The organism is Pedobacter sp. GW456-11-11-14-TSB4 (genome assembly GCF_059424425.1).
This window is the reverse complement of record NZ_JBWKZK010000002.1, coordinates 185,549-205,776: the sequence shown is the minus strand read 5'-3', so window position 1 is coordinate 205,776 and position 20,228 is coordinate 185,549. Positions and strand designations below refer to the sequence as shown.

The 20,228-nt window shown below is 34.2% G+C and carries 16 protein-coding genes; 11 read left to right on the top strand and 5 right to left on the bottom strand.

Annotated elements, in window-relative coordinates; translation table 11 throughout:
• Nucleotides 1-129 precede the first annotated feature (129 nt).
• From AC07XU_RS08310 to AC07XU_RS08300, 3 genes are read left to right on the top strand one after another with little or no spacing between them, the layout of a single operon-like run.
• Nucleotides 130-687 carry a thermonuclease family protein gene (locus AC07XU_RS08310; RefSeq protein WP_494943175.1) on the top strand — a complete coding sequence of 186 codons (558 nt, stop codon included), beginning with the start codon at nt 130-132 and terminating at the stop codon, nt 685-687.
• Complete coding sequence (locus tag AC07XU_RS08305; RefSeq protein WP_494943174.1) at nt 684-1,853, top strand: hypothetical protein; 1,170 nt, start codon at nt 684-686, stop codon at nt 1,851-1,853. The genes AC07XU_RS08310 and AC07XU_RS08305 overlap by 4 nt, the downstream gene beginning before the upstream one ends.
• Nucleotides 1,843-2,220, top strand: a complete 378-nt coding sequence (locus AC07XU_RS08300; RefSeq protein WP_494943173.1) for a hypothetical protein — start codon at nt 1,843-1,845, stop codon at nt 2,218-2,220. Before AC07XU_RS08305 ends, AC07XU_RS08300 begins: the two co-directional genes overlap by 11 nt.
• Nucleotides 2,221-2,669: 449 nt before the next feature.
• Here AC07XU_RS08300 and AC07XU_RS08295 read toward each other — a convergent pair whose 3' ends face one another.
• Nucleotides 2,670-4,040: a dipeptidase gene (locus AC07XU_RS08295; RefSeq protein ID WP_494943172.1), complete on the bottom strand. Its 1,371-nt coding sequence runs from the start codon at nt 4,038-4,040 to the stop codon at nt 2,670-2,672.
• A gap of 152 nt (nt 4,041-4,192) precedes the next feature.
• On the opposite strand from AC07XU_RS08295, the gene AC07XU_RS08290 reads away from it, so the two are divergent.
• Nucleotides 4,193-4,723: a PH domain-containing protein gene (locus AC07XU_RS08290; protein WP_494943171.1), complete on the top strand. Its 531-nt coding sequence runs from the start codon at nt 4,193-4,195 to the stop codon at nt 4,721-4,723.
• A 1-nt stretch (nt 4,724) separates the two neighbouring features.
• Nucleotides 4,725-6,230, top strand: a complete 1,506-nt coding sequence (locus AC07XU_RS08285; protein WP_494943170.1) for a PH domain-containing protein — start codon at nt 4,725-4,727, stop codon at nt 6,228-6,230.
• Between the two features lie 83 nt (nt 6,231-6,313).
• On the opposite strand, the gene AC07XU_RS08280 is transcribed toward AC07XU_RS08285, so the two are convergent.
• Complete coding sequence (locus AC07XU_RS08280; RefSeq protein ID WP_494943169.1) at nt 6,314-6,625, bottom strand: DUF493 family protein; 312 nt, start codon at nt 6,623-6,625, stop codon at nt 6,314-6,316.
• A gap of 431 nt (nt 6,626-7,056) precedes the next feature.
• Between AC07XU_RS08280 and AC07XU_RS08275 the strand changes: the two genes are divergently transcribed.
• The 4 genes from AC07XU_RS08275 (at nt 7,057) to AC07XU_RS08260 (ending at nt 13,989) form a co-directional block, all read left to right on the top strand.
• Nucleotides 7,057-9,342, top strand: a complete 2,286-nt coding sequence (locus AC07XU_RS08275) for an ATP-dependent helicase (protein ID WP_494943801.1) — start codon at nt 7,057-7,059, stop codon at nt 9,340-9,342.
• A 492-nt stretch (nt 9,343-9,834) separates the two neighbouring features.
• Nucleotides 9,835-10,509 carry a DUF4290 domain-containing protein gene (locus AC07XU_RS08270; protein WP_494943168.1) on the top strand — a complete coding sequence of 225 codons (675 nt, stop codon included), beginning with the start codon at nt 9,835-9,837 and terminating at the stop codon, nt 10,507-10,509.
• A 106-nt stretch (nt 10,510-10,615) separates the two neighbouring features.
• Nucleotides 10,616-11,941, top strand: a complete 1,326-nt coding sequence (murA, locus tag AC07XU_RS08265; RefSeq protein WP_494943167.1) for a UDP-N-acetylglucosamine 1-carboxyvinyltransferase — start codon at nt 10,616-10,618, stop codon at nt 11,939-11,941.
• A gap of 11 nt (nt 11,942-11,952) precedes the next feature.
• The gene (locus AC07XU_RS08260; RefSeq protein ID WP_494943166.1) at nt 11,953-13,989 is read left to right on the top strand and encodes a tetratricopeptide repeat-containing sensor histidine kinase; all 2,037 of its coding nucleotides are present in this window, start codon (nt 11,953-11,955) and stop codon (nt 13,987-13,989) included.
• Between the two features lie 286 nt (nt 13,990-14,275).
• Here the strand turns inward: AC07XU_RS08260 and AC07XU_RS08255 are convergent, their stop codons facing one another.
• Both AC07XU_RS08255 and dprA read right to left on the bottom strand, forming a co-directional pair.
• A complete protein-coding gene (locus AC07XU_RS08255) occupies nt 14,276-15,637 on the bottom strand; it encodes a pyridoxal-phosphate dependent enzyme (protein ID WP_494943165.1) in 1,362 nt (453 codons plus the stop codon).
• Nucleotides 15,638-15,768: 131 nt separating this feature from the next.
• Nucleotides 15,769-16,860, bottom strand: a complete 1,092-nt coding sequence (gene dprA / locus AC07XU_RS08250) for a DNA-processing protein DprA (protein ID WP_494943164.1) — start codon at nt 16,858-16,860, stop codon at nt 15,769-15,771.
• Nucleotides 16,861-17,005: 145 nt separating this feature from the next.
• On the opposite strand from dprA, the gene AC07XU_RS08245 reads away from it, so the two are divergent.
• Complete coding sequence (locus AC07XU_RS08245) at nt 17,006-17,374, top strand: BlaI/MecI/CopY family transcriptional regulator (protein WP_494943163.1); 369 nt, start codon at nt 17,006-17,008, stop codon at nt 17,372-17,374.
• Complete coding sequence (locus tag AC07XU_RS08240) at nt 17,374-19,545, top strand: M56 family metallopeptidase (protein ID WP_494943162.1); 2,172 nt, start codon at nt 17,374-17,376, stop codon at nt 19,543-19,545. Before AC07XU_RS08245 ends, AC07XU_RS08240 begins: the two co-directional genes overlap by 1 nt.
• Before the next feature lie 30 nt (nt 19,546-19,575).
• Here AC07XU_RS08240 and rsmG read toward each other — a convergent pair whose 3' ends face one another.
• On the bottom strand, nt 19,576-20,205 hold the full coding sequence (gene rsmG / locus AC07XU_RS08235; protein ID WP_494943800.1) for a 16S rRNA (guanine(527)-N(7))-methyltransferase RsmG: 630 nt from the start codon (nt 20,203-20,205) through the stop codon (nt 19,576-19,578).
• Between the last annotated feature and the right edge of the window lie 23 nt (nt 20,206-20,228).

Sequence of the window (20,228 nt, the reverse complement as noted above, 5' to 3'; positions counted from 1 at the left end):
ATTTTTGATGTGGAAAAATTACTTTAATGAATGACTATTAAAGGTTTATATTCGTGTTTATCAGAGTATACTCAGATTATTAGCAAATGGAACAAGTGGCGGTATGGCGAGAAGACCACAACTACGACAATGAGACAGACAATAACATACATATTATTACTGACAACTTTTTTTTGCTTTGGAACAACAACCAAAGTGACGAGAGTAATTGACGGTGACACTTTTGAAACAGAGACGGGCGAAAAAGTTAGACTTATCGGAATAAATGCTCCTGAGACTTCAGACATATTTGGAAAAGAAGCAAAGCAATATCTATCAGACCTAATCGTAAACAAAATCGTTGACCTGCAAACCGACAACATTTCCAATGACCGAGACCGTTATCAACGACTTTTAAGGTATGTAATTCTTGACGGTGTTGACATCAATAAAAAAATGGTTTCAGACGGCTTTGCTTTCGCTTATCTTAAATACAATTTCAGCAAATCAAACGATTATGAGCAAGCTCAACTACAAGCAAGAGAAACAAACAAAGGAATTTGGGAAGACAGCAAGAAAAAAACAATCATTAAAGAGCAAGAAAAAAAGGAAACATTTTGGCAAGACCTTTCACTAAAAACATACTTCGTTGGCTCTTTGGTTTTGATACTATTATTTGTTGGACTTTATACCTATTTCAAAAGATGAGTTGGGGATATAGGACATATCAATCTAAATTCTATTTCTCTGAAAAGGAAATTGATTTTACAACGGAATACCTTGACTACGCACAATTTCTGCTTCAAGAGTTTTTTACAGCAGATTTAGAAACGAGAAGAAATTTATCAAACTACTATTATGATGTTTACGGTTCGCGTTCATTTGCATATCTGAAAAAAAAATACTCCGAATGGGCAAATGGAGATTATCATTTGACTGACTTAATGAAAGAAAGGATTTTATCCTTAATGCCTAAATTTCTCGATGACAGCGCCAAGCATAAATTAGGCATACACGAATTTATGGCCTCCATAAGAAATTCGGTTAAGTCATATCAGTCAAGTCAAAAGACAACTTTTAGGCAGACAACAAAGTTAAAACGACCACAAGAAGTTGTTTCAATCTTTGAAAAAGAATATGAAAAGATACAATCTCTGACAATCCGAAATTTCAGGTTTAATATCTTGACTGAAGATGAAAAGAATGAAGCACTTGAAATAAGTAAGTACATTCTTGAAATAAAACTACAAAAGGCATTTGACCAAATCGAGAGAGACTTCAATATATTCCTTCCTTATATGTTCAAATTTAAGCGTGGAATTTTTTCTGCTAATTATTCAATCACATTATTCAATTCAAAAGTTGATATAACAAATACAAGCGTTGAAGATGTAGAGATTCCAAAATTTAAGATTAAAGAAATTGAAACTAATAGCCGGTTTAAAGAATATTCGGACAAATACCTCGCATATGAACTCGTATCAATTCATAAAGAAGGTAACAAAGCAATTTGTAATTCATTCTTAAATGCAAACGACATATCATTGTTTTTTGCACATTACGAAGAACTTTCATATGGAGAAAGTGAAGTAAGTATGAATTCAAATTTTCAAGGCGAAGGCGGTATCTTATCTCTGAAATCACAAATGAAGCCCTTCAAATTATTAAAGACCTCAATTATTATCTCTTCAATAAAGCTTGCTATTTACATCATTGTAATAATCACTTTGGTTTCTTTGGCAATAAATCATAAACTTTTTACTTTGCTTATATTTGGTGGTTTCTTTGTGGGTATTTTTGTATTGAATCTTATAAGCGAAGAGATTAAACAACTTAAAACATTAACAAAAGAATTCAAAACATATGGACAATAACAATCAACTTGCAAGACTTGATAATACAAAAATCATTGATATCATAACCAAAATCCCTACTCTGACAGACGATGACAGACACGAACTTACATTGCGTGTAGCATCAGACGATGTTGAAATAAGAAAAGGTGCTTTGGAAAAAATTACTCAAAGCCAAATTGCTCAAAATGACCTTATGGCGATTATGGGTGAATTGACAGCATTGAATAAACAAGGAATGTATGTCAAATCAAAGCAGACAATCAAGACAGGTTCAGGGACATTTGAAATTGAAATGAAAGGTGGCGACACTAAATTAATCATTCCAGTTTTGGTAATTCTAGGAGTTGTAATCATTGCAGCATTAGTAATTGTATTTTGGAAATAAACAAGCTGACTCAAATCCATAGACCGCTAACAGCGATTTTGCAAAACAGCTGGTTCAGAGGTTAATTGAACATTCCACCTAGCATTAACTTTTGTGGTGTGTTTCCAGTTTAGAGCTCCAAAATCCGCTTCTTCGTAAAGCCGCACACCATTAACCTTACCCCTATAAAACCCAACCCTTTGTTTTATAAACCCGACAGCGCCAAATAGCCCGAAGTGTAGCGCAGCGAAACGAGGACTATAGGCAATGGCGGGACTGCAGCAGCGATGTAAAACTGCCATTCGTTTTCAAAAAAAATCCCTGCTTAATTGAATAAACAGGGAATTCTTTATTCAGTTTAACTGAGTAATCGTTTAAATTTCTAAATAATGTCAGTCTGAGCGTAGTCGAAGACCTACTAGAGCGCTTCGACTACCAGCCACGGCGGGCAAGCGCTCAGCGTGACAATCTTACTTACTCAATTCTGCAAAATATTTATGGAACAATGGCAAAGTTTCGATGCCTTTGTAATAGTTATAAATATCGTATTTTTCGTTTGGCGAGTGTAAAGCATCGCTATCTAAACCGAAACCAAAAAGTACAGATTTGATACCCAAAACATCTTCGAACAATGCCACAATAGGAATACTACCACCGCCACGAGTTGGAATTGGCTTTTTACCAAAACTATCTTCAATGGCTTTTTCGGCAGCTTTGTAGGCCACGCTATCTGTTGGCGTAACCACAGGCTCGCCACCGTGGTGTGGGGTAACTTTAACCTTCACTCCTTTTGGCGCAATGCTTTCGAAATGTTTGGCAAAAATCTCAGAAATCTCTTCAGAACTTTGGTTTGGCACTAAACGCATCGAAATTTTAGCGTTGGCTTTACTTGGCAATACTGTTTTTGCACCTTCGCCAATGTAACCGCTCCAAATACCGTTAACCTCTAAAGTTGGTCGGGTACCGGTACGCTCTAAAGTAGAATAACCTTTTTCGCCCCAAATTTCGTCAATGGCTAAATCTTGTTTGTATTCTTCGTCATCATGCGGAGCAGAATTTAAAGCTTTTTTCTCTTCATCGCTCAGCTCGATTACTTTATCGTAAAAAGCAGGAATGGTAATGTGGTTGTTTTCATCATGTAAAGAAGCAATCATTTTACACAAAATTGTAGCCGGGTTTGCCACTGCGCCACCATACACACCAGAGTGTAAATCGCGGTTCGGACCAACAACTTCTACTTCCATATAAGCTAAACCACGCAAACCAGTTTCAATAGAAGGGTTTTCCATGCTAATCATCGAAGTATCGGAAATTAAAACTACATCTGCCTTTAAACGCTCGGTGTTGGCTTTAACAAAAATACCCAAGTTTGCAGAACCAACTTCTTCCTCACCTTCAATCATGAACTTAACGTTACAGGCTAAAGTGTTGGTTTTCATCATCAATTCGAATGCTTTTACGTGCATGTAAAACTGACCTTTATCATCGCAAGCACCACGAGCGTAAATTTTGCCATCGCGAACGGTTGGTTCAAAAGGAGGTGTATGCCATAATTCTAAGGGATCTGCTGGTTGCACATCGTAATGACCGTAAATTAATACGGTTGGTAAACTGGCATCAATAATTTTTTCGCCATAAACTATCGGATAACCTGCTGTTTCGCAAATTTCAACTTGATCTGCTCCGGCATCCTTTAATTTTTGCGCAACAAAATCAGCCGTTTTTAACACATCACCTTTATATTTAGGATCGGCACTAACCGATGGAAAACGTAACAACTCAAACAACTCGTCTAAAAAACGTTGCTTGTTATCTTCTACATATTTCTTGATTTCTTGCATAACATTTATATTTTAAACAAATATAGGAAACTGTTTAAATTTGGAACCACATACACACATCCGATTTGGTGATTATTGGATAAAAAGAAATAAAATCTAATTCTTATCACACCAAAAACTTTGATTTGTATATTTAGGCAGAAATCAGAACTATGCAAGAATTTACAAACGAACCTATCGATTTAGATAAGCTACCCCAATATCAAGATATTGAATTAAGCCCTCCTAACCCAAAATATTGGAATGTAATTGTGATCAACCTGAGCATTGTGCTTCTACTTATAGGTGCCTGTTTAGGTTTATTTTTTTTCTTAATTGATGAGAAAAGGCCAAATCTGCTGTATCCTATTGTTGGTTATTTAATATTTGCTGCCTTGTTATTTTTTATTTACAGGCTAAGTTTTAAAAAAAGAGGTTTTGCATTGCGAGAGAAAGATATTATTTATAAACATGGTGTGATTGCCGAAACAACAACGATTATCCCTATTAACAGAATACAGCATGTAGCTTTAGATGAAGGCATTATTTCTAGAAGTTACAAATTGGCCACTTTACAGATTTTTACGGCTGGTGGCGCAACCGGGCATGTTCATATTGCTGGTATTGAAGTTGAAAAAGCCAGAATTATAAAAGAGGTTTTGGTTAAAAGATTGGATTTAATTGTTGATGCAGCCGCAGAATAAGATGGAAAACGATTTTAGTAAACCGCAAAGGCAATCTGCTGCTGGTATTGTAATTATGGCCGGTTATGCTGCTCAAAAAGTTATCAGAGCACTATTTTTTCCATTTATTATTTTTCTTTTAAAATCTGAAAAAAGCAACTTGATTTACTTTTTTGTGGGAGCAGCGATTATTTTATTGGTAACCATTCTGTTTTCGTACCTAAATTATTTAAAGTTCACCTTCTTTTTAGATAATGAAAAGCAAGAATTTGTAATTAACAAAGGTATTTTTAACAAAACCTTATTGACTATTCCGCTAGAGAAGATACAGCAGGTAAATATTAATCAATCTTTTTTACAAAAAATGGTTGGCGTTTTTAGTTTAGAAATTGATACTGCAGGTGGTGCCGACAAAGAAGTGAGCATAAAAGCCATTGATGAAGCTTCGGCTTATAGATTAAAAGAACATTTGTTGAACGGCAATAAAGTAGCTGATGATACAGTAATTGATGATAATGACCAAAAATTAGAGACTGAAAAGCCGTTTATCAAACTTAGTTTATCGACTTTATTGAAGGTGGGTTTAACCTCTAACTATGGTAGCAGTTTGGCGTTGTTAATTGGTTTTGCCTATGCAGTTTTTCATAATGCCAAAGAGCTTTTGAGAGCTTTTGATACAGATAATGGACAGGTTGAAGCTGCCATTGAAAGAGGAATTAATGTAGCATCAATCGGGATTTTAGTTGCAGCATTAATTATTTCATTGCTGGTGATTAATATCATCAGAACTGTAGTTAAGTTTTATGATTTTAAAATTAGCAAACACAAACACTCTTTGTTAATTTCTGCTGGTTTGTTAACTAAGAAAAATACTTTGCTAAACCCAAACAAGGTGCAGATTACGAGCTACAGTCAGAATTATTTTCAGAGAAAACTAAATATTTTAAACCTAAACTTAAAACAAGCAACATCTGGCACGCCTACTGATGCAAAGGATTTAGAAAAATCTAATTTGAGCTTGCCAGGTTGCAGCTCTGCAGAAAAAGATGAGATATTAAAAATCATTTTGGGCCAATTGCCAGATGCAACCAAAACTTACCTACCTAATTTTAGGTTTTTAAACCTACCCATTTTGTTTAATGCGGTTTTGCCGGTCGGAATTTTTTTGATTGTAGCTTTAAACATACCAGAGGTGATGGTTTTTTATCCTTTGGCTATTGTCTATTTCATTCTGGTTTTAGTGATGATTTATTTTAGCTACCGCAGACATCGTTTAATGGTTAATCAGGAATTTATCATCAAAAAATCTGGCATTTGGGATGTATCATACGATCATATTTTTCCGCATAAAATACAAGCGATAAGCACTTTTCAATATCCTTGGCATAAAAGTGTTGATGTTGGGCATGTAGATTTACATACCGCTGCTGGTATAATTCATTATAAGTTTGGCAATTATACAGAGATTAAAAAATTGGTTAACTATTGGTTGTATCAGGTAGAGAGCGGTGATAAGGATTGGATGTGAGGCGAGTTTAGGTTTAAAATTAGAATAAACCTACAATAACTCACTACATTTACTTTTATAAATCTTATATGATTACATCAGCATTAAAGCATCATAATTCCTTTAATGACACCAACTTTTTTATAAATGGCAATAACCTCATCAGCATTCTGCATTTCTTTTTTTACGGTTATAGAAATATATTTATCCGTTTTAGATGGCTTTTCTATAAACTCATCGTCGAGTAAAACTTCTCGTAATTTTTCTATTTTATCCATGCCACCAGTTATAATAAATTTAAAATTATAAATACTTGGGAAATGCTCAACTGTTTCTAATCTCTCTTTTAAACTAGCAAAAGCGTCATCACTCCCGCCCTCAGGAATATCTCTAAACTCTATATTTTTATCTGTCATAACAACAATATATCAAAATCCGTTCCCAAAATCGTTCTCGGTTGTAAAGAGGATGTTTGAGCTAAGCGATTGTATCGCCAAATCCGTGGTTCGTGTTTCCGTGAACCAAAACTTTTACCGCACCAACCATTTACACCCTGCAACCTTTGTTTATTGCATAAGCCTAACGGCAATAAACCTTGGCGAAGCGGTTATGACGCCGATTTTTCTTCGGCGGAATTTGAGCGGAGCAAAGGACTAACATTGCTATAAAACACAGGACATACTTTACCCCAAAATCCCTTCGATATTAAATCGGAGCAGGCTCTAAAGGGGACTTTGCTAAGCCCTCCCTACTGGGGAGGGTTGGGTGGGGCTTTTATTTTTACCAACACTTTTTAATACCACCGCATAATTTGTTATTTTTGAACCTCAAAAAGATAGAAGCGGATTTGGATTATTTAGCAGGATTAAACCCACAACAAAGAGCAGCAGTAGAAAACACCGACGGACCAGTAATGATTGTTGCTGGTGCGGGATCGGGCAAAACAAGGGTTATTACTTACCGTGTGGCGCATTTGATAGAGAAAGGTGTTGATGCTTTTAATATTTTAGTGTTGACTTTTACCAATAAAGCCAGTAAAGATATGCGTGAGCGTATTGCCAAAGTGGTTGGTAATGAAGCTAAAAACATTTGGATGGGTACGTTTCACTCTGTTTTTGCCAAAATTTTACGTGTTGAAGCTGAGAAAATTGGTTATCCGAGCAACTTTACCATTTACGATACGGATGATAGCAAAAGTTTAATTCGTACCATTTTAAGAGAAATGCAGCTTGATGATAAATTATATGCTGCAAACGTAGTTTATAACCGAATTTCGGCTGCAAAAAACAACTTAATTTCTGCTAGCGAATATTTAGAAAACGACCAAATACAGGCGGAAGATGCAGGGAATAAACGTCCGCTGTTGGGTTTAATTTACGATACTTATGCCAAACGTTGCTACAAGGCTGGGGCAATGGATTTTGATGATTTGTTGTTTAAAACCAACGTTTTATTGAAAAATCATCCTGATGTATTAAATAAATACCAGCATAAGTTTAAGTATTTAATGGTTGATGAGTACCAGGATACCAACTTTTCGCAATATACGATTGTGAAAAAACTAACGGCAGCAAGCGAAAATATCTGTGTAGTTGGTGATGATGCTCAAAGTATTTATGCTTTCCGTGGGGCAAACATCCAAAACATTTTAAATTTTGAGCGTGATTACCCTGATTTGAAGGTTTATAAATTGGAACAGAACTACCGCTCGACCCAAAACATTGTTGAGGTTGCCAATAGTATTATTGCCAATAATAAAAATCAGTTAGAGAAAAATGTTTTCTCTGCCAATGAAAAAGGTGATAGAATTAAGGTTTCAAGAGCGTTTTCTGATAACGAAGAAGGTAAATTAGTTGCCGAAGCGATTGTACAAGACAGATTGAACGCGGGAATTACTTACAAAGATTTTGCGATTTTATACCGTACCAATGCGCAAAGTAGAGCAATGGAGGAGGCTTTGCGCAAACTAAATGTGCCTTATAAAATTTATGGTGGTTTATCTTTTTATCAACGTAAGGAGATTAAAGATTTAATCGCCTATTTCCGTTTAACTTTTAATCCGGCAGATGAGGAGGCAATTAAACGAGTTATTAATTACCCACGAAGAGGTTTGGGCGATACTACGTTAGAAAAAATATCTGTTGCTGCCGATAAAAACGACATTACGATGTGGCAGGTGATTTGCAATGCGCATCAATATGTGGATGGCCGTATTCCTAATCAGCTTAATGATTTTGCGGTAATGATACAAAGTTTTGCGGCAGAATCTAAGAAATTGGATGCTTATGAAACTGCGCTTTACATTGCACAACACTCTGGTATTTTAAAGGAGTTGCATACAGATGATAGCGTTGAAGGCCGATCTCGTTACGAAAACATACAAGAATTGTTGAACGGTATTAAAGAATTTGCCGAGCGTGAAGATATTGAAGACCGAAGTTTGGCAATTTTTATGCAAGATATTGCATTGCTAACCAATGACGATAAAGATAAAGACAAGGATGCTGATACGGTTTCGTTAATGACGGTGCACTCTGCCAAAGGTTTAGAGTTTAAAAACGTTTTTATTGTAGGGTTGGAAGAAAACCTCTTCCCTAGTCAAATGTCGTTAACTTCTCGTGTTGATTTGGAAGAAGAGCGCCGTTTATTTTATGTGGCTATAACTCGTGCAGAAAAGAAATTAACCATTACCTACGCTACTTCTCGCTACCGCTGGGGCACTTTAACTTCTTGTGAACCAAGTCGTTTTATCAATGAAATTAATCCTTCTTATTTAGAATTGGAAGTGGTTAAACCGGCTAAAAGTAGCTTTGGCGATAATAGTTTTGACAGCGAGCGTAAAACTTGGAGCCAACAACGTGAGTTTACGCCAAAGCCAACTACAAGTACAGCTACCATAAGACCAAAAACAACTTCTATTTTACCAAAAGCTCACGTACCTACTCCAGGTTTTGCACCTAATGCGGCTAATGAGTTTCAAAACGGTATGGATGTAGAACATGAAAAATTTGGTTTCGGGAAGATTGTAAACCTAGAGGGAAATTTACCTGATGTGAAAGCAACAGTGTTTTTTCAGGGATTGGGGAATAAGCAGTTGTTGTTAAAATTTGCGAAATTGAGAATAGTGAAATAGGTCTTTAACCGCAAAGAAATTAAGAACACAGAGGTTAAAGAGTCGTCATGCTAAATTTATTTCAGCATCTTTTATAGCTTTTGATAATTAAGCCTTGAGGCTGTATCAGAATTGATTTTAAAGATTGATTTGGCAGAATAATATTGTGAGCTCGTCATTCCCGTGAAAACGGGAATCATAATGCTATAAAAGGTTAATAATTATCGTCCATAAAACGCATTACGATGCCCAGTCAAGCTGAGCATGACGAAAACACCAATTTAATTCTTTTTAAATTTTTAATTCTGATAAAGCCTCAAAGAAATAGGAAGAATTTCAGTTTTACTTATTATTTACTTACCTTAGCAACACTAAAGGCTTCAGCATTTCGGTGAATTCTTAACCAAAATTTCTCATTTAAATAACCACTTGTTTCTCAAGTATTTATTTTTTGTTTTGGTTATTTCATAATGTGCCTAACAATACCTAATTTTCAATAATTATTTTTTTTAAATGAATTTCGATTATAATACCACTCGTAGCGACTTAATTTTAGCTGAGTATGGTCGTAATGTACAAAATATGGTAAAGTACATTATCGATTTGCCTACTAAAGAAGAACGCAATAAATATGCTCAGGCAGTAATAGACTTAATGGGTTTTTTGAATCCGCATTTGCGTGATGTTGCCGATTTTAAACACAAACTGTGGGATCATTTACACATCATTTCTGATTACAAGATTGATGTTGATAGCCCTTATCCTAAACCAACACCAGAAGCGGCAATGGTTAAGCCAGCGCATATTGGTTATCCGCAGCAAAAAATCAGGTATAAACACTACGGCAAAACTGTAGAAAAACTGATTGAAAAAACGATAGAGGAGGAAAATCCAGAACGTAAAGCAGCCATGGTACAAGGCGTTGCCAACTTTATGAAAATGGCTTACGTACAATGGAACAAAGATAATGTTGCTGATGAAGTGATCTTAAAAAACTTAAGAGAACTTTCTGAAGGTAAACTAGAAATTGAAGAAAATGTTAACTTGCAAAAAGTAGAGTTTAGGCCGCAAGTTAATCGCCAAAACAACAACAACCGCGGCAAAAATAACAACAATAAAGGTCGTCAGAATAATAACAATAACGGTGGCAGACACCAAAAGAATAACAACCCGAAACAAAGATATTAATCCATAAGCGCTTTATTCGTGTTTATCAATTCTCCTAAATTAAGGAGATTGCATGCCAACAATAGGCAGGCTTTGTAAACTCGCAATAACGTATTATTTATAAATTATGAATGCATTTGAAATTATTGGTGGTAAAAAATTAAAGGGAGAAATTACTCCGCAAGGTGCAAAAAATGAAGCACTGCAAATTTTATCAGCCGTATTACTTACAGAAGAAAAAATTACCATCAGCAATATTCCTGACATCAAGGATGTAAATAAACTGATTGAATTATTAGGTGACTTAGGCGTTATTGTAGAACGAATTAACAAAGACACTTATACTTTTGAAGCAAAAAATATCAATTTAGACTTCTTTTCATCTGATGTTTTTAAGGCTAAAGGTGGCGGATTACGTGGTTCTATCATGATTGTTGGCCCATTATTGGCTCGTTTTGGTAAAGCGGCAATCCCTAAACCAGGTGGAGATAAAATTGGCCGCCGCCGTTTAGATACTCACTTTTTAGGTTTCGAGAAATTAGGCGCAAAGTTTATCTACGATAGTAAAAAAGCATTTTTTAACGTTGATGCGACTAATTTAACAGGAGCTTATATACTTTTAGATGAAGCATCAGTAACCGGAACAGCAAACATTGTTATGGCTGCTGTTTTAGCAAAAGGAACAACTACTATTTACAATGCAGCCTGTGAGCCTTATTTACAGCAATTGTGCAAAATGCTTAACCGCATGGGTGCAAAAATATCAGGCATTGGCTCTAATTTATTAACTATCGAAGGTGTTAAAAAATTAGGTGGTACCGAACACAGAATGTTGCCAGATATGATCGAAATTGGATCTTTCATCGGCCTTGCCGCAATGACAGAATCTGAAATTACCATTAAAAATGTTTGTTACGATGAGTTAGGTGTTATACCTGAAGTATTTAAAAAACTTGGGATTAAATTAGAACGCAGGGGCGATGACATTTACATTCCATCTCAAAAACATTACGAGATTGATACTTTTATTGATGGTTCTATTTTAACCATTGCCGATTCACCTTGGCCTGGCTTTACACCAGATTTGTTAAGCATTGTTTTAGTAGTTGCCACTCAAGCAAAAGGAAATGTTTTGATACACCAAAAAATGTTCGAAAGCAGGTTATTTTTTGTGGATAAATTGATTGATATGGGTGCGCAAATTATTTTATGTGATCCACATCGTGCAACCGTTAATGGTATTGATAAAAAATATCAACTTCGCGGTATTAGCATGACTTCTCCAGATATTAGAGCTGGCGTTTCGTTGTTAATTGCAGCCTTATCTGCCGAAGGAACATCAACCATTTACAATATTGAACAAATAGAACGTGGTTATCAAGATATCGATATCCGTTTAAGAGCCCTTGGCGCACAAATTAAACGTGTAGAAGGCTCTGGACCAAGTCATTGATAATGCTATAAATGAACATAACACCTGATCGATTAGTATCAAATAGAATAGCCATTACGCTATTCTGTTTGGTACTTTTTTGTTTATTTTATGGGTGTAATTCAAAAAAAATAGATAAAAATAATAGAATTATCGATTCTATTTTATTATTTGATGACACTAAACCACTTAGCCCACAACTCAATAAATCTCTAGATTCGATCCGCAATCTAATTGATGAAGATGATATACCCAGGTTATCACTTTATTACAGGGCTAAATTTTATGGATATAACGCTAACCATGAGCCTAATAACATTTATGTTGATAGTAGTTTTGCTTTATTTAACTCAGAGAAAAATATCAAAAAATACAAATCTGAGTATTTTAAAGCTCTATTGCTTAAGGCTGACGGTCTTTATTTGACTAAAAAATATAATCTAGCGGTTATTAAATACTTAGAAGCCAAAGCATTTAGAGAAAAAAATCTTGATATTTGTGCTTATAGAGAACTTGCCAGCAGCATTGGTAATGTTTACTACAGGCAAGACAAATTCTTAAAAGCCGCCAGCTATTATAAAGAAAGTTACGATCTAGAAATTAAATGCAATACTTCTAAAATCCCTTTTAACCATTTCTTTTTATTGCAAGGATTACTCAATAACATTGGCTATTGTTATGAAAAGGCAAATTTATTAGATAGCGCTAAACTTTATTATCAAAAAAATCTAAACTATATTGAGCAACTCCAAAAAGATAAATCAATTTCTACCTATGCGTTAGATGATACTAAAGCTGTTGCTTATGATAATTTGGGTAGTGTATATTTAAAAGAAGGAAATCTTAAGGAAGCTGAAAGTTATTTGTTAAAATGCTTGAGCATAAAATATTCTGGAGATAAGGGAGTGTATATACCTCCAATGATAAAATTAGCTACGCTGTATACGTTTAGTAAAGATTTTAATAAGGCTCAAGATTACTTAGATAGCAGCTCTGAAATCATGAATAAAATTTATGACCCAGATTTAGAATGCAGATGGTATAAAGCAAAAGCCGACCTGAGCCTAAAACAGAAAAATTTTGAAACTGCGTATGCCCATCAGCAGAAATACATCAAATTACACGATTCGATTTTAAAAGCCAATACTACATTAGCATCTATTAGCATAGAAAAAGAGTTAGAAAATATAGATCAAAAATATACGCTTCAGGATCTTGAAAAGAAAGGATTTCTTAAAAACATTTATTTGTTTTTCACTTTATTTTTGCTGGTCTTAGTAATTCTGATTGTTCTGTTATTAATCAAAAACATTAAACAAGCTAAAACAACTAATCAAAAAATTGAGGTTTACAATGAAGAGTTAAAGGAAAATTTGCTAAAACTTGAGGATGCAAATCAGAATTATGCTCGCATTATGAAGGTAATGGCTCACGATCTTAAAAATCCCTTGGCAGGGATATCAAGTATTTCTACGCTATTGCTTGATGAAGATGACATCAGCAAAAAAAATAAAAGTTCAATTAGTGTTATTGTTGAATCTGCAGATAACGCAATTGGAATGATTAACGAAATTTTAAATTCATTTCTTTTTGTAATTGGCAAGATTAAAATGAAACGGGAAAACATCAATATTCAGTTGGTTATTGCTCAATGTGTATCTATGTTACATTTTAAGGCGAAGGAAAAAGGCCAGAAACTGATTTTTAATCGTACCAGTGAATTGATTATACACGCCAATAAGGAGAAATTATGGCGATTGTTTAATAATTTAATTGTAAATGCAATTAAATTTAGTAAAACACAACAAACTATAATAATTGATATTACAGAGTTACCAAGGCATATTGTTGTAAGCATTACCGATAGAGGAATTGGAATACCAGATGATATTGCTGCAAATATATTTGATGTTTTTACCGAAGCTAAAAGAGAAGGAACCGCAGGAGAAAAAGCATATGGATTAGGTTTATCTATTTCTAAACAAATTGTAGAAGCGCATTTTGGTAAAATTTGGTTCGAAAAAAATAATGAGGGTGGCACTACCTTTTATGTGCAACTACCCAAATAAATTTTTAAATAGCAGCAAACTGTAAGTACTTTAAACCTGATAATGGCGGAAATACTTTTTTTGTAGTTGCTTAAATACTTTTTCATCTGAATGCGATGAAATACTTATTTCTTGAAAAGCACAGCAGCAAGTAAAAAAGATTGAAGCGGTAGCAGGACTGAATTTTCAAATGAAATGCTGATGTGCCTTTTCTAAAAATTAAAAACCTTAACACAAAAAAACCAGCCTTGATATTTTCTAAGCTGGTTTTTCATAATAGGTAACACCTTTTTATAGGATTTAGGAATTATCCAGAAATTGCCTCGATAATATCGTATTGCGTAATAATTTCGAATTTACCCTGCTCATCTTCTACTAAAACAGCGCTATTGTCTTTATTTATCATCGATGAAATTTTATCAATAGATGTATTTAAATCAACAAAAGGCAAGCTTGAAGTCATGATCTCTTTTACTGGGCTCGATTTTAAAGATGGATTTTCTAACAAAGAATCTAAAATATTACTCTCTGTCACCTTACCTATAACCATGCCTTGTTGCGTAACTGGCAATTGAGAAATGCTTAAAGTTTTCATGATATTGATCGCCTCAGTAATCGTTTTTTCGCAATCTAAAGTGATTACCTCTTGGTTGCTTCTTTTTGCTAAAATTGAACGGGCTGTTAATTTTTCGTCTTTTAAGAAACCACGCTCACGCAACCAATCTTCATTGTACATTTTGCCCATGTAACGGCTACCATGATCATGAAAAATAACTACAACTACATCTTCTGGCTTTAATTGATCTTTAAGCTGAATTAAACCCGCAATTGCAGAACCAGCTGAGTTACCAGCAAAAATACCTTCTTTACGAGCAATATCTCTTGTCATTAAAGCCGCATCTTTATCAGTTACTTTTTCAAAAAGATCAATCACATCAAAATTTACGTTTTGTGGTAAAAAATCTTCTCCAATACCTTCTGTGATGTAAGGATAAATTTCATTTTTATCTAAAATACCTGTTTCCTTGTACTTTTTAAATACAGAACCATAAGTATCTATTCCCCAAACTTTAATGTTCGGATTTTTCTCTTTCAAATATTTACCTGTACCAGAAATCGTACCGCCGGTACCTACACCAACTACCAAGTGTGTAATTTTACCTTCGGTTTGTTCCCAAATTTCTGGACCAGTTTGCTCGTAATGTGCCTGTGTGTTTGCTAAATTATCATATTGGTTAGGCTTCCATGAGTTTGGTACTTCTCGCTCTAAACGCGATGAAACCGAATAATACGAACGCGGATCTTCTGGATCAACGTTAGTGGGACAAACAATTACTTCTGCACCGAAAGCACGTAAAGCATCAACTTTCTCTTTCGATTGTTTATCTGTTGTGGTGAAAATACATTTGTAGCCTTTAATAATAGCGGCCATTGCCAAACCCATTCCAGTATTACCAGATGTACCTTCTATAATTGTGCCGCCAGGTTTTAAAACACCTCGTTTTTCAGCATCCTCAATCATTTTTACCGCCATACGGTCTTTAATTGAATTACCCGGATTTGTAGTTTCGATTTTTGCCAAAACTGTTGCCGAAACATCTTTAGTTATGTTATTTAATTTAACTAGCGGCGTATTGCCAATTGTTTCTAAAATATTATTATACCACATGTTACAAAAATACACAAAGGCGATAAGTATTTTATAAACTATATCTAAAACGAAACTTAATTTTGTTGATTATGAATAAATAAAATGATGTTTTATAAACTACCTATTAAGTAGGCATTAATACTATAAAATTAGGCAATCTTGTAAACTTTGCCAGGTAAAGAAACAATAATTCCTTGCATTTCTAAAGTTAATAAGATAATTGCCAATTTACTTTGAGGCCATTTAGTTTTCAAACTCAAATCGTCGATAGCTATGGGTTCTTCTTTTAATATATCGTAAATCCGTTGTTCTTCTTTATTTAAGTTAATTGGCATTTGTACCTGAATTTGTTGTTTTTGATCAATTTCATCATCCCAACCTAAATAATAAATCAGATCTTTCGGGTTATTTACTAGCCCTGCCCTGTTTGTTTTAATTAAAAAGTTGCAGCCCTCCGAAAACTCATCGGTAACTCTACCGGGAAAAGCATAAACATCTTTATTGTAAGAGTTAGCAATTTCGGCGGTAATCAAAGCACCACCTTTTATTGATGCTTCTACCACAATAGTTGCATCGGCAATGCCTGCAATAATTCTGTTTCTTTTCGGAAAATTTTCTCGATCTGGATTGGTGCCCGGCAAAAATTCTGTCAATAATCCACCATTATGCACCATTTTAACTGTAAGTTCTTTATGCACAGCTGGGTAAATTCTATCTAAACCATGCCCTAAAACCCCAACAGTAGGTATTTCTAAATTTAAACTTTCTTTATGAGCTGCAGCATCAATTCCATGTGCTAAACCACTCATAATAATCACGTTGTAAGGTTTTAAAACCTCAGCAAGTTGTTTGCACAATAATTTACCATAAGCAGTTGCATTTCTGGTACCTACAATACTAATGATACGGCTATGATTTAAATCGGCTGTGCCTTTGTAATACAAAATTAATGGCGCATCGAAACAGTTGCGCAACCGCTTTGGATAGTTATCATCTGCATAAAATAAAACTTGTACATTATGTTTTTCAATAAAATCTAAATGTTTCTCTGCTTTAATTAAAGCATCGGTGTTTAAAATAGCTTCAGCTGTTTTCTCTCCTACGCCATCAATCTTCATTATTTTTTCTTTGCTAGCAGCAAAAACATGCTCAGCGCTACCAAAATGAATCAACAAATTTTTGGCGTGCATTGGGCCAACACCTTTTATTAAGGTAAGTGCTATTTTATGGACTAAACTCATTAAATCTAATGTAATAATTTATATCTATGAAATATAATTAATTTTAATTAACTGTAAATCAATATTTTGCAATTAAACTATAAAAATAGTTTGTTAACTATAAAAATAGTAGTAAATTTAAATTAACGGTAAAGAAAATAATATAATGAGAGAGTTAACAAAAGCCGAAGAACAAGTGATGCTAATTCTTTGGGAAATGAAAGAAGGGTTGGTAAAAGAAGTGATAGAAAAAATGGAACCACCCAAACCTGCATATAATACGGTATCAACGGTAATCAGGGTTTTGGAAGGGAAAGGTTTTATCAGTCACAAAGCGATTGGCAACACCCATATCTATTTTCCGGTGATAACCGAGGAGCAGTACAAACATTTTGCTTTTGATAAAGTGATGAATAATTATTTCGAAAACAACTATCAAAGCCTAGTTTCATTTCTGGTAAAAGAGAAAAACATGGATATGAATGAGTTAGATGAATTAATTGCTTTGGCCGAAAACCTTAAAAACAATAAATAATGGATTGGATGTATTATTTGCTAGAGGCAAATTTGTATTTGCTTTTATTTTACGGCTTTTATAAACTGTTTCTACAACACGAAACTTTCTACAACATTAACCGCTATTTTGTATTAGTGAGTAGCTTAACGGCTTTTGTATTACCAATACTGCAATTGGGATTTTTAAAACCAGCTCCAGTTGTTGACAATGCATTATTTCCGCCACCAGTTTTATACACGGTAGATGAACTGGCAAATCTAGCATCAAACCCTGTAGTGGAGCATACCAATTATATGGATTACCTCTATCCTATTTATCTATTAATTGCATTTATTTTTGCTGCCAAATTGATACTTAGCTTAATCAAAATTATTCGCTTATGGGCAAAAGCCAATAAAAAATCAAATGGCAAAATCACCATTATTGAATTAGATGGCCAAACTACCGCGTTTTCATTCTTTAACTTGTTATTTATTCATCCGCATCTGGCGGAAAAGGAAACCGTATTTAAACACGAATTGGTTCACATTAAACAGAAACACAGTTTAGATATACTATTTTTCGAAATTTTGCAAATCGTTTGCTGGTTTAATCCCATCATCTTCTTTATAAAAAAGGATATTAAACTTTTGCACGAATACATTGCAGATGATTTGAGCACCAATCAAGGAATGAAAAAACATGAATATGCTATGTTTTTGATCGAAAACTCCTTTGGTGTATTACCTACTCCACTTACCAATCAAATATTCAATCAATCAATATTAAAAAGGAGAATTAACATGTTAAACAAAAAAAGAACAGCAAATTGGGCTAGGCTCAGGTTGCTGTTAGCTTTGCCATTAGCTGGTGGTATGCTTTGCGTATCTACAATGGCATTTACAAAAAGTTATGGTTATGTAGATCTGCTTCCGGAGAAAAGTAATGCTACTGTAACTGTTCAACAAGAAGTACTTGAAATTAAAAAGACATACTTCCCAGCTCATGAATATGATGAGAAAAATAATTACATATCGTTAGAAAAACGACTAATTGTTATCAACGGAAACCAGATTGTGGACAACAATAAATATTATGGAACTAACGAGGCGGATGACGTTATTTATTTAAACAGTACAGAAGCAATCAAAAAATACGGTACTATTAAGGGAAAATATGGTGCTGTAGAAATTTTTGGCGAAAAAGCGGTAAATACATTCCCACCACCAATTGTAAAACCTACTCAAGAAAAATTAAAAGATCCACCAGCAATAGAAGCACCGCCAACAGGTTATAATGTTAAAAAGGATCAAGTAAAATTTCCGCCACCAATTGTAAAACCAGATCACATTAATTTTTACCCAAAACACGTATATAGTGTAAAAAGTAATGAAATGATAAAGGTGGATAATAGATATATCGTTATTAATGGAAATGCTATAAAGGATAATAGTAAATTTTATGGATTAAGAAACGCTGAAAGTATCACTATAATCAATCCTGAAAAGGCTATGAAAAAGTATGGTAAAATAGCGCAATTTGGTGCAGTACAAATTATTGGAAATAAAATTAAAATTTTAGGCCCCAAATCGGTTGTGTCACCTCCTCCTATAGAAAGACCGGTTAAATTTCCACCACCAATTGTTAGGCCTGTCAAATCGGATATGCCAAGAGTAACCAAGGTTGTTAGAGGTTACCCACTAAGTAGCGATGCGGATGAAATAAAAGAGGTAAAAATACAAGCTTATCCTCAAAAATCTGATTTAACCAGAGTTGTTCAGGGATATCCAATCAAAAGCAATAAAGATGAAATTAAAGAAGTTAAAATAGTTGGTTATGGCCAGCAATCACACCAAGATATCGTTGTACAAGGCTTTCCAATTAACAGTAATGGAGATCAATTAAATAAGGTTAAGATACAGGCTAACCCTCAAAAACCTACTGTTACGGGGGCGGTTAAGGGGCATCCTATTAATGAGAATAAAATCAAGGAAGTTAAAGTTCAGGGATATCCATCAAATCAGATTAAAACTAAATCAAATGAACCTTCGGATTTAGATGAACAAAAGCTGGAAAATTCTCCATATCAAACAAAACTAACTGGAATACCTTCTCCTCAGTCACTTACTCAAAAACCCATTGCACGCTCGCTTAGAGGTAATGCTAATACACATAGGTATGTAAGTGCCTCAAAAACAGTTTATTTATAAGATTTGGTAAGTTAAAAAAACAAACATTAACTACTGCGGAATATAAACCACAAACTTAGTTTCGAAAAACTCTTCCTCAAAGTAAGCTGAAAGCGGATATAATTCTGCTTTCAGTTTTGATTCTTTAATTTCCTCTGTTAAATCTCCACCTTTTAAATACAAAATTCCATTTCTAATGGCATTTTTGTTTTCTTTAGCAAACTTGTTTTGGATCCAAGGATAAAAATCTATTAATCTAGTAACTGCTCTAGAAACGATAAAATTATATTTATCTGTTACTTGTTCTGCTCTTAAATGACTAGCAGTGACATTATTTAAATCCAAAGCTGCAGCAACTTCTGTAACCACTTTTATTTTTTTCCCGATTGAATCAACCAAATGAAACTGAGTTTCAGGAAACAGAATTGCAAGCGGAATACCCGGAAAACCACCACCGGTACCTACATCTAAAACTTTTTCTCCTGCTTTAAATTCACAAAATTTTGCAATACCTAAAGAGTGTAAGATATGTCTTTCGTACAATTCATCGATATCCTTTCTAGAAATTACATTGATTTGTGCATTCCAAAAACTGTATAATTCATATAATTGCGAGAACTGTGAAACTTGCTTTTCTGTTAGGTTTTTAAAGTATTTTAAAATGATATCAGGTTTTACCATTGGAGAATATTGTAAGTAGGCTA